Raw genomic sequence first — 16,134 nt, 5'->3', positions numbered from 1 at the left:
GCCTCCCGCATGACCTTCCTTGTCCCGGTCGCTCTGACGCTCCTGGTGTCGGCCCAGATTCCGCTGGCCACGCAGGTGGAGCTACCCACCGGTGAGGTGGTGGAGCTGGCCGCCGACTTCGTCGTCTACGAATCCGACATCCTCACCGCGCGCGGCCACTGCGAATTGCGCAGCGGCCCCAACGTGCTGCGCGCGGACGAGGTGACGTACAGCGAGGCCACGCAGGTGGCCACCGCCACCGGCAACGTGATGTTCGTCAGCGGCATGATGGCCGCCATCGCGGACGACGTGCGCGTGGACCTGCGCTCCAACGAGGCCAACGTGAAGGGCGGCCTCTTCATGCAGAAGAAGGGCGTCACCCCCGAAGCGCTCCAGGCCGCCAAGACGCCGGACGAGCTGCGCAAGCTGGGCGAGACGCCCGTCCTGATGAGCGGCACGCGCATCCGCCGCACCGGCGAGACATCCTTCTCCGTGGATGGCCTGGCCTTCACGCCGTGCCAGTGCGGCCCTGGAGAGCCCAGCTGGCGCGTGGAGGCGAAGGAGGCCAACGTGAAGATGGGCGAGCGGGCCATCCTCACCTGGCCGGTGGTGTACGTGCAGTCGGTGCCGGTGTTCGCGCTGCCGTGGCTGTACCTGCCCCTGGCCGAGCGCCGCACCGGTCTGCTCATCCCCCGCCCATCCAACTCCGGCCTCAACGGCTTCGCGCTGGACGCGCCCGTCTTCGTCACGCTGGGGGAGAGCTACGACCTCACCTTCACCCCCGGCTTCTATACGGGGGGCGGGGATATCGACGGTCCCTTCAGGAACCCGGACGGCACCCCCATCCGTGAGCCTCGCACCGTCGGCGTGAAGGGCCCCCGGTTGCTCACCGAGTTCCGCTACGTCCCCAGCGACCACACGCGGGGCCGGGCGACGCTGGGCTTCCTCTACGACCTGCGGCCCCGGCTGGATCCCACCACCTTCGACTTCCTCCGCGTCGTGAACCGCTCCGACCCTGAGAACCCGGTCTACACCTCGGCGATCGTCGACGAGAAGCGTGGCTTGCGCGGGGAGGCGTCCTGGCAGCACACCCAGGACCTGGGCGACGGGTGGCACGACCGCGTGGACGCGTACTTCGTGTCGGACGGCTTCTACACGCGCGACCTCACCGCCGACCTGCTGGTGCAGAACTACAGCTACCTGCGCAGCACCGCGGTCGTGTACCAGCGCCGCGACGACCGCTACCTGGGCCTGGACGTGTCGCTGCGCCAGGACCTGCGCTACCCCTTCCGCTTCTTCCAGGACAACACCATCCCCGCGGAGGCCAGCAAGAGCGGGGTGGCCTTCAATCCCCACGGGCCCACGACCTTCCAGCGCCTGCCGGGCCTCACGCTGAACCTGCCCGAGCGCTCCTTGTTCGGAGGCCGCGTCACGGGCGGGATGGAGGTGGAGTACAGCCGGCTCGCGCCGCTGCGCGGCAGCTACGCCGATGACGGCTTCGACGCCCTCTTCTCCCCCTCCGGCCGGTGGCGCCCTCCTGGCACGCCGCTGGAGGCGAATCCCCTGACGCTGCCTTTCGACGCGCTGGAGGGCAACGGCCGCTTCGACCCCACCGAACGCGAGGGGCGCGACCGCGTGTCGCTGTTCTCCCGGATGTCCACGTCCTACGGGCTGGGCACCTGGGCCCGGCTGACGCCGTCGCTGGGGCTGCGCCAGGCCGTCTCCGTGGGCGAGTACTCCGGCCACACCGCCCAGCGCGGCTACCCGCTGGCGGACCTGGTGCTGGACTCGCAGCTGGCGCGCACCTTCACGGACGGGGACACGCTCTACCGCCACACGCTGGCCCCGTCGGTGAGCCTGCGCTACGTGCCCGGCGGCTGGGGCCGGGTCCTCACCGCCTTGAACTCGAGCGGCACCGGCACCGTGCCGCTCGTCTACGACGAGCTGGACGCCGCCGTGCCGCTCCAGTCCGATGGCCGCGTGCGCGGCTTCCTCCACGCCGTGGTCGCCGTGGACCAGACGCTGCGCGTCCGGAAGGGGCCCACCACCCGCGAGCCGCTGCGCCTGCGCATCGGCCAGGGCTTCGACCTGTCCCGCATCGCCCCCGTCGCGGGACGCGACACGGTGCAGGGCAGCGTGCTGCGCGACACCTTCGCTCGCCTGTCCGCCAGCGCTGGCGTCGTCACCGCGGGCGCGCTCGTGCGCATGGACCCGACGACGCGCGACATCACCCAGCTGTCCGCCGACTTCACCATCGACAACGGCAAGGGGAACGCCCTCTACGCCCGCTACGACGACCTGCTCGCCGTGAAACAATTATCCATCGACCGCGGGTTGGATCCCCTCGCGCAAGGCCCCGACTTCGTGCGTCGGGGCGTGGACATGCTGGTAGGAGACGCACCTCGTCCCCTTCCGTCCCACCCCGACCAAGTCGCACCCTCTCCGACCGAACGGGCACAGGCACTCACTGCCGGTACGCGAATCAAGCTCGGATTCGGGCTCGGGTTGCGATACGAAGCGTTGGTGCAGCCCCTCTACAAGGACGTGATTTCCCAGGAAAGTCAGCCCCTTGCACAGCAGACCTTTGGCGTGTCCTATGGACCCGCCTGCGACTGCTGGCGAATCGAGGGGGTGGTGATCCTGCGGCGCAATCAGTCGCCGGAATTCGCCGGCATCAATCTGACTGTCGCCGGTTTCGGGTCCTTTGGTTCGGGGGGATAGGAATCACCCGCCGCAAGCGAGGGTTGCACTCACCTCGAAACATCCCCCAGAGGAGAAGTCTTTCGTGTCGGATCTCGGAAAAAGAATTGGCCAGCGCATTCGCGAGCTTCGCACGCAGCGCCCGGAGCGATGGACGCAGGAGGAACTCGCCGAGCGTGCTCAGATCAGCGTGTCCTTCCTGTCGATGATCGAGCGCGGCGAGCGCGTGCCCCACGTGGAGACCCTAGCGGCGCTCTCCAACGCCCTCAGCGTCAGCCTCGGTGAGCTCTTCACGGGCACCGAGCAGACCCCTGCCCAGACGGAGGACCTGCTGCGTCCGCTATCGGACTTCGCCCGCGCCCGCGGCCTCAATGCGCGCGACGTGGACCGCCTGCTCGGCGTCGCCCGAGTGATGTTCAATGGCTCGGCAGCCTGATTGACCCTCCGGGGAGGGCCTTTCCCCTCGTGTGGACCCCTTCCACCCGCCTCCCCCTCGGCGTGGTGGAAGGTCCCACGTAAGGATTGACCCCGGGGCCCCGCGTCCGTAGCGTGGTTGGCTGATTCTAGAATCAACCAGCCATGGGAGGACGCGTGGGCCAGCAGAAGTCGGCGCCGGAGAGCGGGACGCGGGAGAGCGAGCGCCGCCGTACCATCCTGCGGGCCGCCATCGACGTGTTCGCCCGGAAGGGCTACCACGGCTGCCGTATCGCGGACGTCGCCAAGGAGGCGGGCGTCGCGTACGGGCTCGTCTACCACTACTTCAAGAACAAGGATGAGCTGCTGGAGACCGTCTTCGAGACGGGCTGGAGCGGGTTCATCTCGCGCGCTCGCGCTGTCGCGGAGAGCGAAGGCCCGCTGGTGGACAAGGTGCGCCGCATCGCGGACGTGGCCTTCGAGGCCTACCGGGTGGACCCCCGCGCGGTGAAGGTGCTCATCCTGGAGATTGCCCGCTCGCCGGCCGGGGCCCGCATCAACCGCCAGACGGCCTTCGTGGACGTCATCCGCCTGAGCGCGCAGATGTTCACCCACGCCAAGGCCGCGGGGGAGCTGCGGCCGGACGTGGATCCGCTGCTGGCGTCCGCGCTGCTCTTCGGCTCCATCGAGATGGGTCTCACCGCGTTCGTCGTGGGGCTCGCGGACGCGCGCGACCAGGCGATGCTGGAGCGCGCCAAGGCGCAGATCGCCGACTCCTTCCTTCACGGCGTGCTCCTGTCCCCAGGCGGAGCGCCCCAGGGCGAACCCGCGAAGCAGGAGCCGACGAAGGACGAACAGCAGGGCGAGCCTTCCCCGGAGGTGTCGACATGGAAGCGGGAGAAGTCCGGTACGAAGTCCAAGGCCCCCAAGCGCGGCTGACCCTCGACCGGCCGAAGGCGCGCAACGCGCTCTCGCCGGGGGTCATCCAGGCTCTGCTCGACGCGGTGGACCGCGCGGACGCGGACCCCGCCGTGCGCGTCATCGTGCTCACCGGCGCGGGGGAGAAGGTGTTCTGCGCGGGCGGGGACCTGGGCCAGATGGCCGGGGACGGCGGCTTCCTGGCGACCCATGAGGGCCGGCGCGCCTACGCGCGGCTGCTCACGCGCTTCCAGGATGCGCGCAAGCCGACCCTCGCGCGCGTCAACGGCCACGCGCTGGCGGGGGGCCTGGGGCTGGTGCTCGCGTGCGACCTGGCGGTGGCCGTGGAGGGCGCGGACCTGGGCACGCCCGAAATCGACGTGGGGCTCTTCCCCATGATGATGATGGCGCTCCTGCAGCGGCACCTGGGGCGCAAGCGCGCGCTGGAGCTGGTGCTCACCGGGGACCGGCTGCACGCGAAGGACGCCCTGGGCCTGGGCCTGCTCAACCGCGTGGTGCCCGCCGCGGAGCTGGACGCCGCGGTGGACGCGCTCGCGGGGAAGCTCGCGGGCAAGAGTCAGGCGGTGCTGGCCCTGGGCCGGCGCGCCTTCTTCACCGCGGAGGACCTGCCGCTGCCGGCGGCGCTGGAGCTCTTGGCGTCGCAGCTGTCGCTCAACGTGCTGGCGGATGACGCGGCCGAAGGCGTCACCGCCTTCATGGAGAAGCGGCCCCCGCAGTGGAAGGACCGCTAGTTCAGGGCGTCCCCAGCCCCGACGCGTTGGCGGCCACCCCAGACGCGGCCGGGGCGCCGGTGAAGTCCAGCTTGAGCAGCGTCTGGCCATCCACCCACCGGTCATCCGCCTTCACACCCCAGTGGAGGTGGGGGCCGGTGACGCGGCCGGTGCTGCCGACGAGGCCCAGCGCTTCTCCCTGCTTCACCTTCGCCCCGTTCTTCACGTCGATGCGCGACATGTGGAAGTACGCGGTGTAGAGCCCCGCGCCGTGGTGCACGAGCACGGTGTTGCCGGACGCGTAGTTGTCGCGCGCCATCACCACGGTGCCGTCGTTGGCGGCGACCACGGGCGCGCCCGTGACACCGTCCAGGTCCACGCCGAAGTGCTGCGTCTGCAGCTTGCCGTTGAACGAGCGGCGGTCGCCGAAGGGCGCCGTCACCGTGGCCTCGCGAGGCCAGGCGAAGTTCTGTCCGAACAGCGGCGCGCGGAACGGCTGGGCGAACGCCGCGGCGAAGGCCTTGCGGTCCGCCTCCATGCGCGCCTTCACCGCCTTGGGCGGCGACACGTACTTGTTGGCCACGCGCAGCTCGCGCTCCCGGAAGCCCGGCGGGTCCACGTTCAGCACGCTGGACAGCAACACCGGCAGGCCGCGCCCGGGGGCCGTCACGTCCACCGTCACGGTGCCCGGGGCCAGCTCCACCGGGAGGCTGCCGAGCGCCGCGAAGCCGTCGTGCCACGCGAAGAAGCGCAGGGGCCGGCCCGCCAGCGTCCCCGTGGGCAGGGACGCCGCGCCGCGCACCGTCACCAGCACCGGGTCGCCCGGCTTCGCGGTGGCGGGCTGGAGCGACAGATGGGGCCCGTCCACGGGCTTCACCTGGAGGGGCGCGAGCTCCCCCTGGACGACGGCGCCGGGCGTGGGCGCGCCCGGCGCGCGGGTCCCGGTGGTGTCCCGTGGCGTGCCCGGCACGCTGCCCGTCACCACGGCCGAGGACGCAGAGGGCGTCGTGGCGGCGAGCGCCGGAGCGCTGGTGGCGAGCAGGGTGACGACGAGGACGCGGGAAGCCGAAGGGGTCCGGGCGGGCATGGGCTGTTCTTTACACCACGTGCGCTCGGATCCTTCCCGGACCCGCGTCTGGCGTGTTGGTTGGCTGCCTCCCTGCCTGGAAGGGCCTCGCTGGAGGGCCCCGGCCCCGCGTCTGGCCGGCCGACCCAGGGCGGGCACCGGATGCGTGCCATTGTCGGCACTTGCGGGCGCTCCGAGGCGACGCACTGTTCCTGGCCGGACGCGAGGCAGGCGGCCGTGCCGGTTCGCGGGTGTCAAGGCGTTACGGACGGCGGGGGGCTCCCTAGCTTTTCCACGTCAACGCAACGCCTCGACTTCGAAAGGGAGGGCGCGCATGCCTCGCTCCTACAGCTTCGACCACTTCCAGGTCCCCAAGACGCTGCCGCCGCAGAAGCGCGGCCTGCGTCAGCGGGACAAGGAGCACCTCGCCCAGGCGTCGCGGGGAGCGGTGGACGAGTCCGAGGGCGTCCACTACGGCAGGAGCCACGCCCAGACGGAGGAGATCCTCGCCGCGCGCAAGATGGAGCTCGAGCTGGAGGAGCTGGCGCGGCCCGAGGCGGACGCCAAGTTCTCCCATGGGCCCGTGTCGCGGGCGAGCGGCAGCGTGAAGAAGCGCAAGGCGGCGTCGCCCGTCATCGGGACGACCTCGCCCATTGGGGCCCTGCCGCCCACGAAGGAGCAGCCGCCCAAGGGCCGGCTGCCGGACCTCGTCGACGAGGCACGCCGGCAGCTGAAGGCCGTCCAATCCGGCGTGGGTGACATCGCCTCGGCCCTGCATCGGCTGGCCGCGCTGCCGCTGGAGGCGGTGCGGCTGGCGGCCCGCCGACTCCTCCCGGCTTGAAGGCGAGGGTGAACGGCGCGTGGAGCTGACCCTCGTCTCCTACAACATCCACTCCGGCATCGGCGTGGACGGGGTGTTCGACCTGGCGCGCGTGGGCGCGGTGCTCCGCGAGGTGAACGCGGACATCATCGCGTTGCAGGAGGTGGGCGACTTCCGGGGCAAGACGTCCCGGGAGGACCAGCCCGAGCACCTGGCCGAGCTGCTGGGCCTGCACATGGCCTTCGGGCCCAACGTGGTCCGCAACGGCCGCCGCTACGGCAACGCCATCCTGAGCCGCCTGCCGGTGCTCAAGTCGAAGAACTACGACTTGAGCGTGCCGCGCCGCGAGCCGCGGGGCGCGCTGCGGTGCGACCTGGACCTAGGGGGAGGAAAGCAGCTGCACGTGTTTTGCCTCCACCTGGGCCTGTCCGTGAGCGAGCGGCGGCGGCAGGAGTCGCTCCTGCTGTCCGCCGACCTGCTCCGCGACGCGGCCCGCAAGGACCCGATGGTGGTGTGCGGGGACTTCAACTCGTGGGGCAACGGGCCGGTGTCGTCGCTGGTGCGCGAGGCCATCCACGACGCCGCGTTCGAGCTGGGCGCCGCCGCGCGCACCTACCCGACGCGGCTGCCCTTGTTCCGGTTGGATCGCATCTACGTGGACTCCGGGGTGCGGCCGGTGTCGGTGACGCCGCACCGCTCGCCCTTGAGCCGGGTGGCGTCGGACCACCTGCCGCTGGTGATGCGCTTCGAGGCGCCCATCTCCGTGCAGCCTCCCGTCGCCCCGCCGGTGCAGTGGATCGGCTAGGCTGGCCCGGGTCCGGAGGCTTTCGCGTTCAGTGGCCGACGCTGGCGAACGCCGGACACTTCCGCCGCGGTGTGGTTGTCGTGGCGGGGAGGGGTGCCTAGGTTGGCGCCCACGCGCACGAGGACGTGAGCGTCGGCCGGAGAGCGCATGCACGTGGGCGGTGAACAGACGGAACGCGGCGTGGCCGCGCTCGTCGGGCGCATGGCGGATGGCTTCAGTCGGTTGGTCACGCAGCACCTCCAGCTGGCGCGCGTGGAGCTGGCGGAGGATGCGAAGGCCATGGGCCTGGACGCGGCGAGCATCGCCGTGTTCGTGCCCTTCCTGCTCGTGGGCTACGCGTTCGTGTGCGGCGCGCTGGCGGCCCTCCTGGCGCCCTGGACGGGGTGGGCCGGCGCGCTGGCGCTGGTGGGCGCGTTGAACCTCGTGGGCGGTGGCCTGGGCATCCTGCGCGCGGTGAAGCGGATGCAATCGCGCCAGATGATGGACGACAGCGTGAGCGAGCTGTCCCGCAGCATGGCGGCGCTCACCACGGCGCGGCCCCCCTCGCCGGTGGCGGGGGTGAACACGCTGAAGGACACGACGGCGATGGCCTTCAAGGAGACGCGGGATGGCCGCTAGCAAGGCACAGCTGCCGCGCACCAGCGCGGCGCTTCGAGAGGAGATCGAGCGCACCCGGGCCGACCTGGCCACGTCGGTGAGCGCGCTGCGGGAAGAGGTGGCGGAGGTCACGGACTGGCGGCAGTGGGTGCGCAAGCATCCCTACACCTGCGTGGGGACCGCCTTCCTCGTCGGTTACCTGGTGGGCTCGCGGCGCTGAGCAAGCGCGGGCGGGCCTGGATGCAGAAGCTTTAGGACGCAATCGAGAACGAACAGCAGAGGGCTTCCATGGAAATCAATCCGCAGCAGATGGCAGACCGGGCGCGGCAGCTTCAGGACCAGGTGCTCCCCAACGTGGACGACGCGCGGCAGAACCTGGTGGACCTGAACCGCCAGGTGGTGGGGTTCATCAAGGCGAACCCCGGCACGTGCCTGCTGGGCGCCATCGCCGTGGGCTTCATCGTCGGCCGGATCGCCTCGCGCTAACCGCCGCCCCTCGGGGACGGGCCAGGAAGGGAGCACGGACATGACGAACTATTCGGGCGCGACGGGCAACGGCACGGCGGAGCACGGCGAGGACGCGGGCTTCGGGCAGCGCGTGGATCAGCTGGGTTCGGACGCGCAGCAGTTCATCGACAACGCGCGCAGCGCGGTGGCGGACCTGGGGCAGACGCTGGACTTGAAGGGGCGCGTGGAGCGCAACCCCTACGGCACGCTGGCCATCGCCGTGGGCGTGGGCTACGTGCTGGGCGGTGGCCTCTTCACGCCGTTGACGGCGCGCATCCTGAAGCTGGGCGTGCGGCTGGCGGCGCTGCCCTTCGTGAAGGACGAGCTCATGGGCATGGCGGAGTCCGCCTTCCAGGGTTACCAGACGGGCCGGGGCCCGCCGCCGTCGGGCGGCGTCTAGACTTTCGGTTCGCGCCACACGCGGTTCCACGAAGTATTCCTCCCCCGGAGTCGGACATGCTGAGCCTGAAGGATTTGAAGAAGCTGGACAGGGACGACGTGCTGGACCTCATCGGCCTGGAGACGCGCCGCACGACGGCGGAGACGGCGCTGCCGGCGCTGGGCATCTTCGCGGCCGGCCTGCTGGTGGGCGTGGGCGTGGGCCTGCTGCTCGCGGACAAGCCGGGCACGCAGCTGCGCGGTGACTTGCGCCAGCGCATCCAGGGCGGTCAGGACAAGCTGGCCTCGGCCATCAACAGCGCGCGCGGTACGGAAACCCAGTCCGGCGCGGGCTCCACGGTGCCGCCGGGTTCGCGCACCACCTGATTCCAGACGCCGGCTGGCTTTCACAGGGCCTCTTCCCGTGCGAGCGGGGAGGGGCCTTGGTGTTTGTGCTGGGTGAAAGGGAATGGCCTAGGATGTCAGGCCATGCCCCGTCTCCCTTTGCTGTGGGTGTCCATGCTGGCGCTGCTCCAGGTGCACTGCACGGTGCCATCGCTGGAGGACCTCTGGCGCGAACAGGTCTTCTGCCCGGTGGGCGCCGAGGACTGCGGCATGTTGCGCATCCAGGTGGAGGCGCGGGGCTTCGTGCCCGGGTGTCTGGAGATCGTGGCGAAGGATGCCGCGAGCAAGGAGACGCGGGCGGTGACGGTTCCGTACCGGGGGACGCCGCTGGCGGGAAAGACACTCACGCAGGGGTTCTCCCCGCCGAAGGCGTGGTCGCTCGAGGTGGCGGTGTCCGTGCAAGCCTTTGAACACGAATGCATGGGGACCGGAGTCATCACGAAGGTCCGTGAGTTCGTGCTGAGTGAGGGGAAGACCTCCGACGTCGAGTTCACGCTGGAGGCGACGGACGCGGATGGGGACGGCTACGTCAGCACGGGGACCGGCGGCACGGACTGCGATGACGAGGTCGCGGAGGTGCACCCCGGGGCGCCCGAGCGCTGTAACTACACGGATGACGACTGTGACGGGGAGCAAGACGAAGGGTTGGGATTGGCGCAGGCGTGCGTTTCGGAGGCGGGGTGCACGGGCTTCACGGTCTGTGGCGGGGCTGGCGAGGTGACGTGCTTCACGAGCCCCATGCAGTCCGCCTGGGCGGATGAGGATGGGGACGGGCATGGAGATGGGGCGCGCGGGCCGTTGCTGGTCTGCGCGGGACCGTTGCCTCCGAACCGATTGGTGATGTTCGCGCCGCATGACGACTGTGATGACACCCATCCCGGCGTGCATCCGGGCGCGCAGGAGCTTTGCAACGGGCGGGACGACAACTGCACGGGAGGGATCGACGAAGGCTTCAACGTGGGCACCGCCTGTACCGAGGACAAGGAGGGGTGCCCCGGAGTCACTCGCTGCGACGCCTCGGGCAACGGGGTCGAGTGCGATGCCCCAAGGGCCGCCGCCTGGTATCCGGATGAAGATTCCGACTCCTTCGGGCGGACGGATGCGGGCGTCGTGTCATGTCTACAGCCCGACGCCGGTTTCGTACGGCAGGGCGGAGACTGTGACGACGGCAACCCGTTCACCCACCCCGGAGCGCCTGAAATCTGCGACGAGCAAGACAACGACTGCGACGGCTTGACGGATCAGGGAACCTGCATGGGCGCTCCGGGATGGAGCGCTCGGAGCGTTGGCGGTGGGGACTGGTACGCGATGGGGCTCTGGGGGAGCGGAGGCGTCTGGATTGTCGGGAGCGACTCGTCGCGAGCCTGGATGCAGCCAGGAGCGGGTGGTTTTACTTTCACGCCGGGGAAGTGTTCCCTGGATGCGACCCCCCGAACCCTGGCGAGCGTCTGGGTTCATCCCCAGACCGGGACCGCCTATATCGGGGGGACAGACGGGCTGCTCACGGTCCAGACTCCGACCAGCACTTCTTGTGCCCCCTTCGCGCCTCCCAGTGCCTCAGGGAGCACATTGGGGCTGAAGGGGTTTGCCGGCGTGGATGGAGGCGTCGTCATCTTCGGCGTCGCGTCGTTGAGCAACGGTGCGAGTGGCGGCACCTTTGAATGGGACGGGGGGAGCGTGACCGTCCCCGTGCAGTCCTACTTGAACCGGCCCATGGCGGGGGTGGATGGCGTTTCGCCAGACCTGCTCTTCGCTGTCGGAACTGGCGGGGGCCGCGGCCATATCCTCCGCGGCGGTGCTGGGAAGGCCCTCTGGGTCTCGGAGACTGGCGTTCCGGACGCGGGAGGATTGAACGCCATCGATGTCGTGACACCCCGGCTGGCCTACGCCGTGGGAGACAATGGGACCTTCCTGACCTGGAATGGCAGCGCATGGCGCAGCAGTGCGGCCGGCCCTGGCACCGTGGACAGGCTGACCGGCGTGCTGGCGTTCGGAGCGAACTCCATCTACGTGACCTCGGAGGAGGGGCGTCTCTACCGGTACAATGGTCGGAGCTGGTCGTCCTCCTCCTTGGGCGTCAGCCTCTACGCGATCGACGGCTCCCGGCCCGATGACGTCTGGGTGGTCGGACGCTTCGGCCAAGTTTTCCATTACCCGTCCTGGCCGCGGTGAGCCACACCGTGAGCGCGTCGAAGAACCGAAGGCCGTCCGGGACGAAACCTCCCCAGGCGACGGACGCATCGAAGCATGATGTCCGTTCGATGCGTCATGACACCCCCGTGGATGTTCCCGCCGTGGATGCGTCCCCGGCGCTTCCCGCGCGACACATGGATTCGCCGTGGACCGGCTCGTCTTCCGGGCCCGACGGTGCCCTGGGGCAGCTCCGGGCGCTGGAGACGCTGGAGTCCGCCTACGACGCCTGGGCGGAGCTGAAGCGCGACCACGCGGCCTCCGTCATCCAGTTCCGGGAGGAACAAGCACGGCTCGCGCAGCAGGGGACGTTCCTCTTGGGGGCGGTGCGCGCGGCGGGCATGGACGTGGGCGGCGCCTCGGGCCCGGGTCTTCAGCAGCAGGGGGCCGCGGGTGACTTCCTGCGCGACGCGGAGGCGAAGCTCGCGAAGGCGCGGGAGGCCGTCTCCCAGCGCGAAGCGGAGAGTGAGGCCCGGTTCCAGGCCGCGTTCGCGGAGGTGCGCGTCACGCTGTTGGACCGCGTCCGCCGCTACCTGCTCCGGAGCCAGCCGCACCTGACGCTGTTGCTGCGCCGCGTGGGCGCGGAGCGATCCATCCTCCACGTCGCGCGCGTGCAGCCAGATGAGGCCGTGCTGCTCTGCTACCTGCTCACGCAGCGGGTGCCGTCCCGCTACGGCTTCCTCTTCGACGACTCCACCGAGGAGCTGTCACTCCCTCCCGCTCCGCTCTACGCGGAAGAGTCCATCGCCGCCGACGCGGTGCGCCCGGATGCGCCGGGCCTGCTGGGGGTCATCGACGCCAGCGTGGAGGTCCTGCCGCTCAAGGGCTTCATCCCCTTGCGCGTGCCGCGGCCCGGAGGAGGGGAGGACTTCTTCCGACTCCTCCAGCGCGGCGCGGTGATGGAGGTGGAGATCGCGGACGGACGGGACTTCCGCAGCATCCTCACCCGCGAGGAGTCGGAGCGCCTCGCGGGCTACCTGCTGCGCCTCAAGCTGGAGGGGCGCATCGGGCTGGACATCGAAGCGGGGTAGCGGGCCTCAGTTCGTCCGCGCGATGCCCACTTCCGCGGTGCCCGCCAGGACGACGCTGCCCAGGAAGAGGTTGTCGGACTCCGGCCCGCCCATGCGCACCGCCTGGAAGATGATCAGGTAGGTCTGCTTGGGGGTCGGGAACGCGGTGGCGGGGATCGTCACGCGCGCCTCCCGGAAGGTCGCGGGCATCGCCGCCAACTGGAGGAACTCCACCGGCGTGGTCGGCACGTTCGAGTAGGTGGCCTTGCCCTTCTCTCCATTCGAGCCCAGCGGCACCACCGTCACGAACCCCAGCGTGCGGTCCTGGTTCGGCGGGGGCGCGGGCCGGTCGAACGCGAACGCCGTGTTCGCGTTGAGACGCACGAAGCCCTCCGGAGGATGGAACGCGGCGATGGCCTCCTTCGTCGGCGAGTCCTCCACCCGCGCCTCGTACTTCGTCCCTCCCTGCTCCGCGAAGAACGAATAGGTGGCCCCGGACGTGTACTTGAGCGCGTCCGTGGAATCGCTCGTCACGCCGTAGCTGCCGCCGCCCTGGGCGTTGAGCGGGACGCCCGCCGCGCTCCCCGCCTGCAACGTCACCGTGGCCCCACTCAGGCCCTCCGGCTGCGAGTTCTCCCCGGACTTGGTCCCGAAGAACACGAACGCCGCCGTCTGCCCCGGGAACGACACCGTGTCTCCCGAGTCTGGCGTGCCGCACGTCCCCGCGTCGAAGCCCGCCAGCGCGGACGCGCACACGTCCACCTGCGGTGTCGCCAGCAGCGTCCCCACCATCACATGGTCCGCTCGGAGCTGGTTGCCCGTCTTCTCCAGGTCACAGGCCAGGGGGGACAGCGCGGCGGCGGCGGCGAGGGCGGACAGCAACAGGCGTTTCATGGGCACTCTCTTGGGCGGGGCACGGATGCGCGAATGACAGCGGCCAACCATACCGCGCGTGTTGCCCCATAGGCGCCCGGCTCCGGCGGGGTATCCTGCGAGCCGCTCGTGCAACGTCTCCGCATCCACTCCTCCGGCCGCCGCTTCCTGCATCGGCTCGGCTTCTCACTCGTCATGGCGGCCCTGTTCGGCTGCCTGCTGGGGTTGCTTGTCTCCCAGCGCGTCACGCGCCCCACGCGGCCGGACGAGACGCCCGCCCCCCTGCTGTCGCCCTCCGGGCTCGTGGACGCGTTGTCCCACGGGCTCGATGGGGGCGAGCGAGTCTTCTACGACTGGCGGATCCGCCAGCTCGGAGAGGTGTCCGAGCGCTCCGACCGCGTCGTGCTCGTCTCCATCGACGACGAGACCCTCGCCGAGGCCCAGCAAGGCCCCCGCGCCGACATCGCCGCGTACCCGTGGCCGCGCCAGGTCATGGGCGGCATGGTCCACCGGTTGGTGGAGGAGGGCGCCTCCGTGGTGATGCTGGACTTCGCCTTCCCGGAGCTGAGCCCCCGCGCCTGCGTCACCCCCACGCGCACGGGCCGGGGCGCCCTGTCCCAGGACGACGACGCGCTGCGGGCCCTGCTGGATCAGGACCCCGGCCTCTCCGTGCTCGCCTTCCGCTGGGGCGCCGAGGGCACCCGCTCGCTGCCCCCCACGGGCCGCCTGTGGCCCTACCGCGTCCGCCTGGGCAGCTACCCCGGCGCCACCGAGGCTCGCACCCGCGCGCAGGCCGTCCTCGCCCTCCAGCGCCCCGCGTTCCTCATCCCTGCGGGCAAGGGCGTGGAGGTCTGGGCAGGCGTCGCCGACGAGGGCGAGGGCCGCAGCCTGGGCGAGCAACTGGGCGCGGCCGCCGCGTCCATCCAGGAGCGCCGCGCGGCGGACGACGCCTTCCGCGTGGCGCCGTCGGACCTGTTCCTCGCGCTGGCTTCCGTGCAGGTGACCGGGTTGGACCCCGACAAGCTCCTGGAGGTCCGCCAGCTCCAGTACCCGGTGACGCCGCTGCTCGGCACTGGCAGCGGCTATGGCGCCACCACGCTGCCCGCGGACCCCGACGGCGTGGTGCGCGGCGTGCCCCACCTCGTCGCCTACAGCCCGCGCGGCGGCGAGCGCCATGTCCTGCCCTCCCTGCCGCTGGCCGCCGCCATGCGCCTCGCGGGCACGCAGAAGCTGAGGTACGCGGACGGGCGGCTCTACATCGGCGACTCGTACTCCGTGCCCATGGATGCGTCCGGCTACAGCCTCCTGCGGTGGGAGGCTCCATCCGCCACGCGGGGGGCCCGGGGGCCGCTCGCCCGCTCCATCCGCGCGTGGAACGTGATGCTCAACCTCTTCGACGCGCAGGCGGAGCGGCCCGCGCGCTTCGCCCACGATCTGGACGGCCGCGCCGTCATCCTCACCAACACCAGCACCTACGCGCCGGAGCGGCGGGTGACGCCCATCGGCCCCGGTATCGCCAACGGCGCCGTGCTGGGGCAGGCGCTCGCCAACATCCTCGCCTCGGACGGCATCACCCGCGCGCCGCCGAAGGTGGACATGCTCGCCACCATGGCGCTCGCGTTCATCGGCGCGTTCCTGGCGCTGTCTTGCAGCTGGCTGCTCCGCTCCGTGGGCGGCGCGTTCCTCTTCGTCTGCGTGGCGGTGGCGGCGGGTGCGGGCTACGTCGCCGCCGCGGGCTACGTGTTCGTCCACGACAAGCTGTGGATCGCCGTGGCCGGCCCGCTGTGGTCCGGCGGGCTCGCGTTCCTGGTGACCACGCTCTACGCCTTCCGCACCGAACAGGACGTGCGCGACTTCGTGCACAGCGCGCTGGGCCGCTACGTCAGCCCGGAGGTGGCGCGGCTGGTGGCGCGCGACGTGAGCCTGATGCGGCCGGAGCGCCGGAAGATGACGGTGTACCTCTGCGACATCGAGGGCTTCACCCGCCTGTCCGAGACGCTCCCCCCGGAGCAGCTGGTGCCGCTGCTCAACACCTTCCTCACGGAGATGACCGCGGTGGTGCGGGCCACGGTGGGGCAGGTGGACAAGTACATCGGCGATTCGGTGATGGCCTTCTGGGGCGCTCCCGTGCGCACGGACCGCCACGCGCATCTGGCCTGCGAGGCGGCGCTGAAGCTCCAGGCGGTGCTCGCGCAGAGGCAGCCTCTCTGGGAGAAGCAGTTCGGCCACCGGCTGTCGGTGCGCGCCGGCATCGACACGGGCGACCTGCTGGTGGGCGACATGGGCAGCGAGCTCAAGTCCCACTACACCGTCATGGGTGACGCGGTGGGCATGGCGGGCCGGCTGGAGTCCGCCAACAAGCAGTACGGCACCCAGGTGCTCGTGGGAGAGGCCACCGCGCAGCTGGCCAGCGACGCCTACGTCTTCCGCGAGGTGGACCGCGTGCTCGTGCGCGACCGTCCCCAGCCCGTGCGCGTGCACGAGCTGCTGGGCCGCAAGGGCGAGTTCTCCCAGGAGAAGCAGGCGGGCATGGCCCTCTACGAGAAGGCCCTCATCGCCTACCACGCGCGGGACTTCCTGTTGGCGCAGGAGCTGTTCCGCCGGTGCACCGTGGAGCACGGCGACGCGGTGGCGCGCGTCTACGTCCAGCGCTGCCAGGGCCTCATCCAGAGTCCGCCGCCCGCGGACTGGGACGGCGTCATCCGCTGGGGCCGGCGGAGCACGGATCCCCGCTAGGGAGG

General features: G+C 70.8%; 16 protein-coding genes. 14 read left to right on the top strand and 2 right to left on the bottom strand.

Annotated elements, in window-relative coordinates:
• The first annotated feature begins 9 nt into the window (after positions 1–9).
• The 4 genes from FOF48_RS14400 to FOF48_RS14385 all read left to right on the top strand — a co-directional run bounded on the left by FOF48_RS14400 (position 10) and on the right by FOF48_RS14385 (position 4,763).
• Entirely contained in the window at positions 10–2,700 is a 2,691-nt protein-coding gene (locus tag FOF48_RS14400; protein ID WP_143901844.1) for an LPS-assembly protein LptD, read from the top strand.
• A 64-nt stretch (positions 2,701–2,764) separates the two neighbouring features.
• Complete coding sequence (locus FOF48_RS14395) at positions 2,765–3,115, top strand: helix-turn-helix domain-containing protein (protein WP_014398120.1); 351 nt, start codon at positions 2,765–2,767, stop codon at positions 3,113–3,115.
• Between the two features lie 155 nt (positions 3,116–3,270).
• Positions 3,271–4,032: a TetR/AcrR family transcriptional regulator gene (locus FOF48_RS14390; RefSeq protein WP_143902199.1), complete on the top strand. Its 762-nt coding sequence runs from the start codon at positions 3,271–3,273 to the stop codon at positions 4,030–4,032.
• Positions 3,981–4,763, top strand: a complete 783-nt coding sequence (locus tag FOF48_RS14385) for an enoyl-CoA hydratase/isomerase family protein (protein WP_143901843.1) — start codon at positions 3,981–3,983, stop codon at positions 4,761–4,763. Before FOF48_RS14390 ends, FOF48_RS14385 begins: the two co-directional genes overlap by 52 nt.
• A 1-nt stretch (position 4,764) precedes the next feature.
• Here FOF48_RS14385 and FOF48_RS14380 read toward each other — a convergent pair whose 3' ends face one another.
• Positions 4,765–5,829 carry a M23 family metallopeptidase gene (locus FOF48_RS14380; RefSeq protein ID WP_255442169.1) on the bottom strand — a complete coding sequence of 355 codons (1,065 nt, stop codon included), beginning with the start codon at positions 5,827–5,829 and terminating at the stop codon, positions 4,765–4,767.
• Positions 5,830–6,142: 313 nt separating this feature from the next.
• Between FOF48_RS14380 and FOF48_RS14375 the strand changes: the two genes are divergently transcribed.
• The 9 genes from FOF48_RS14375 to FOF48_RS14335 all read left to right on the top strand — a co-directional run bounded on the left by FOF48_RS14375 (position 6,143) and on the right by FOF48_RS14335 (position 12,541).
• Positions 6,143–6,649 carry a hypothetical protein gene (locus FOF48_RS14375; protein ID WP_143901842.1) on the top strand — a complete coding sequence of 169 codons (507 nt, stop codon included), beginning with the start codon at positions 6,143–6,145 and terminating at the stop codon, positions 6,647–6,649.
• 19 nt (positions 6,650–6,668) lie between these two features.
• Positions 6,669–7,433, top strand: coding sequence for an endonuclease/exonuclease/phosphatase family protein (locus FOF48_RS14370; protein WP_143901841.1), 765 nt, complete (start codon positions 6,669–6,671; stop codon positions 7,431–7,433).
• Between the two features lie 147 nt (positions 7,434–7,580).
• Positions 7,581–8,051 carry a phage holin family protein gene (locus FOF48_RS14365; RefSeq protein ID WP_143901840.1) on the top strand — a complete coding sequence of 157 codons (471 nt, stop codon included), beginning with the start codon at positions 7,581–7,583 and terminating at the stop codon, positions 8,049–8,051.
• Positions 8,041–8,250 (top strand): DUF3618 domain-containing protein, encoded by a 210-nt coding sequence (locus tag FOF48_RS14360; protein ID WP_143901839.1) that lies wholly within the window; start codon positions 8,041–8,043, stop codon positions 8,248–8,250. The genes FOF48_RS14365 and FOF48_RS14360 overlap by 11 nt, the downstream gene beginning before the upstream one ends.
• 68 nt (positions 8,251–8,318) lie before the next feature.
• A complete protein-coding gene (locus FOF48_RS14355; protein WP_143901838.1) occupies positions 8,319–8,516 on the top strand; it encodes a hypothetical protein in 198 nt (65 codons plus the stop codon).
• 40 nt (positions 8,517–8,556) lie between these two features.
• Entirely contained in the window at positions 8,557–8,937 is a 381-nt protein-coding gene (locus FOF48_RS14350; RefSeq protein WP_143901837.1) for a hypothetical protein, read from the top strand.
• 56 nt (positions 8,938–8,993) lie between these two features.
• On the top strand, positions 8,994–9,302 hold the full coding sequence (locus FOF48_RS14345) for a YtxH domain-containing protein (RefSeq protein WP_143901836.1): 309 nt from the start codon (positions 8,994–8,996) through the stop codon (positions 9,300–9,302).
• A 102-nt stretch (positions 9,303–9,404) separates the two neighbouring features.
• Complete coding sequence (locus FOF48_RS14340) at positions 9,405–11,492, top strand: putative metal-binding motif-containing protein (protein ID WP_143901834.1); 2,088 nt, start codon at positions 9,405–9,407, stop codon at positions 11,490–11,492.
• An 89-nt stretch (positions 11,493–11,581) separates the two neighbouring features.
• Complete coding sequence (locus tag FOF48_RS14335) at positions 11,582–12,541, top strand: hypothetical protein (RefSeq protein ID WP_255442168.1); 960 nt, start codon at positions 11,582–11,584, stop codon at positions 12,539–12,541.
• A gap of 6 nt (positions 12,542–12,547) precedes the next feature.
• Here the strand turns inward: FOF48_RS14335 and FOF48_RS14330 are convergent, their stop codons facing one another.
• Positions 12,548–13,414, bottom strand: a complete 867-nt coding sequence (locus FOF48_RS14330; RefSeq protein ID WP_186001902.1) for a hypothetical protein — start codon at positions 13,412–13,414, stop codon at positions 12,548–12,550.
• Positions 13,415–13,522: 108 nt separating this feature from the next.
• Between FOF48_RS14330 and FOF48_RS14325 the strand changes: the two genes are divergently transcribed.
• Positions 13,523–16,129, top strand: coding sequence for a CHASE2 domain-containing protein (locus tag FOF48_RS14325; RefSeq protein WP_370456579.1), 2,607 nt, complete (start codon positions 13,523–13,525; stop codon positions 16,127–16,129).
• Positions 16,130–16,134: the final 5 nt, after the last annotated feature.

This window comes from Corallococcus sp. Z5C101001 (genome assembly GCF_007352635.1).
GTDB lineage: Bacteria > Myxococcota > Myxococcia > Myxococcales > Myxococcaceae > Corallococcus > Corallococcus silvisoli.
The sequence above is the reverse complement of the archived record's forward strand: the minus strand, read 5'-3'. Positions and strand labels throughout refer to the sequence as shown.

Bases quoted from the DNA above. Each gene is read 5' to 3' on its own strand.
- FOF48_RS14400 (WP_143901844.1), top strand. From the start codon at position 10: ATGACCTTCCTTGTCCCGGTCGCTCTGACGCTCCTGGTGTCGGCCCAG.
- FOF48_RS14385 (WP_143901843.1), top strand. From the start codon at position 3,981: ATGGAAGCGGGAGAAGTCCGGTACGAAGTCCAAGGCCCCCAAGCGCGG.
- FOF48_RS14380 (WP_255442169.1), bottom strand. From the start codon at position 5,829: ATGCCCGCCCGGACCCCTTCGGCTTCCCGCGTCCTCGTCGTCACCCTG.
- FOF48_RS14375 (WP_143901842.1), top strand. From the start codon at position 6,143: ATGCCTCGCTCCTACAGCTTCGACCACTTCCAGGTCCCCAAGACGCTG.
- FOF48_RS14365 (WP_143901840.1), top strand. From the start codon at position 7,581: ATGCACGTGGGCGGTGAACAGACGGAACGCGGCGTGGCCGCGCTCGTC.
- FOF48_RS14360 (WP_143901839.1), top strand. From the start codon at position 8,041: ATGGCCGCTAGCAAGGCACAGCTGCCGCGCACCAGCGCGGCGCTTCGA.
- FOF48_RS14355 (WP_143901838.1), top strand. From the start codon at position 8,319: ATGGAAATCAATCCGCAGCAGATGGCAGACCGGGCGCGGCAGCTTCAG.
- FOF48_RS14350 (WP_143901837.1), top strand. From the start codon at position 8,557: ATGACGAACTATTCGGGCGCGACGGGCAACGGCACGGCGGAGCACGGC.
- FOF48_RS14345 (WP_143901836.1), top strand. From the start codon at position 8,994: ATGCTGAGCCTGAAGGATTTGAAGAAGCTGGACAGGGACGACGTGCTG.
- FOF48_RS14340 (WP_143901834.1), top strand. From the start codon at position 9,405: ATGCCCCGTCTCCCTTTGCTGTGGGTGTCCATGCTGGCGCTGCTCCAG.
- FOF48_RS14335 (WP_255442168.1), top strand. From the start codon at position 11,582: ATGCGTCATGACACCCCCGTGGATGTTCCCGCCGTGGATGCGTCCCCG.
- FOF48_RS14330 (WP_186001902.1), bottom strand. From the start codon at position 13,414: ATGAAACGCCTGTTGCTGTCCGCCCTCGCCGCCGCCGCCGCGCTGTCC.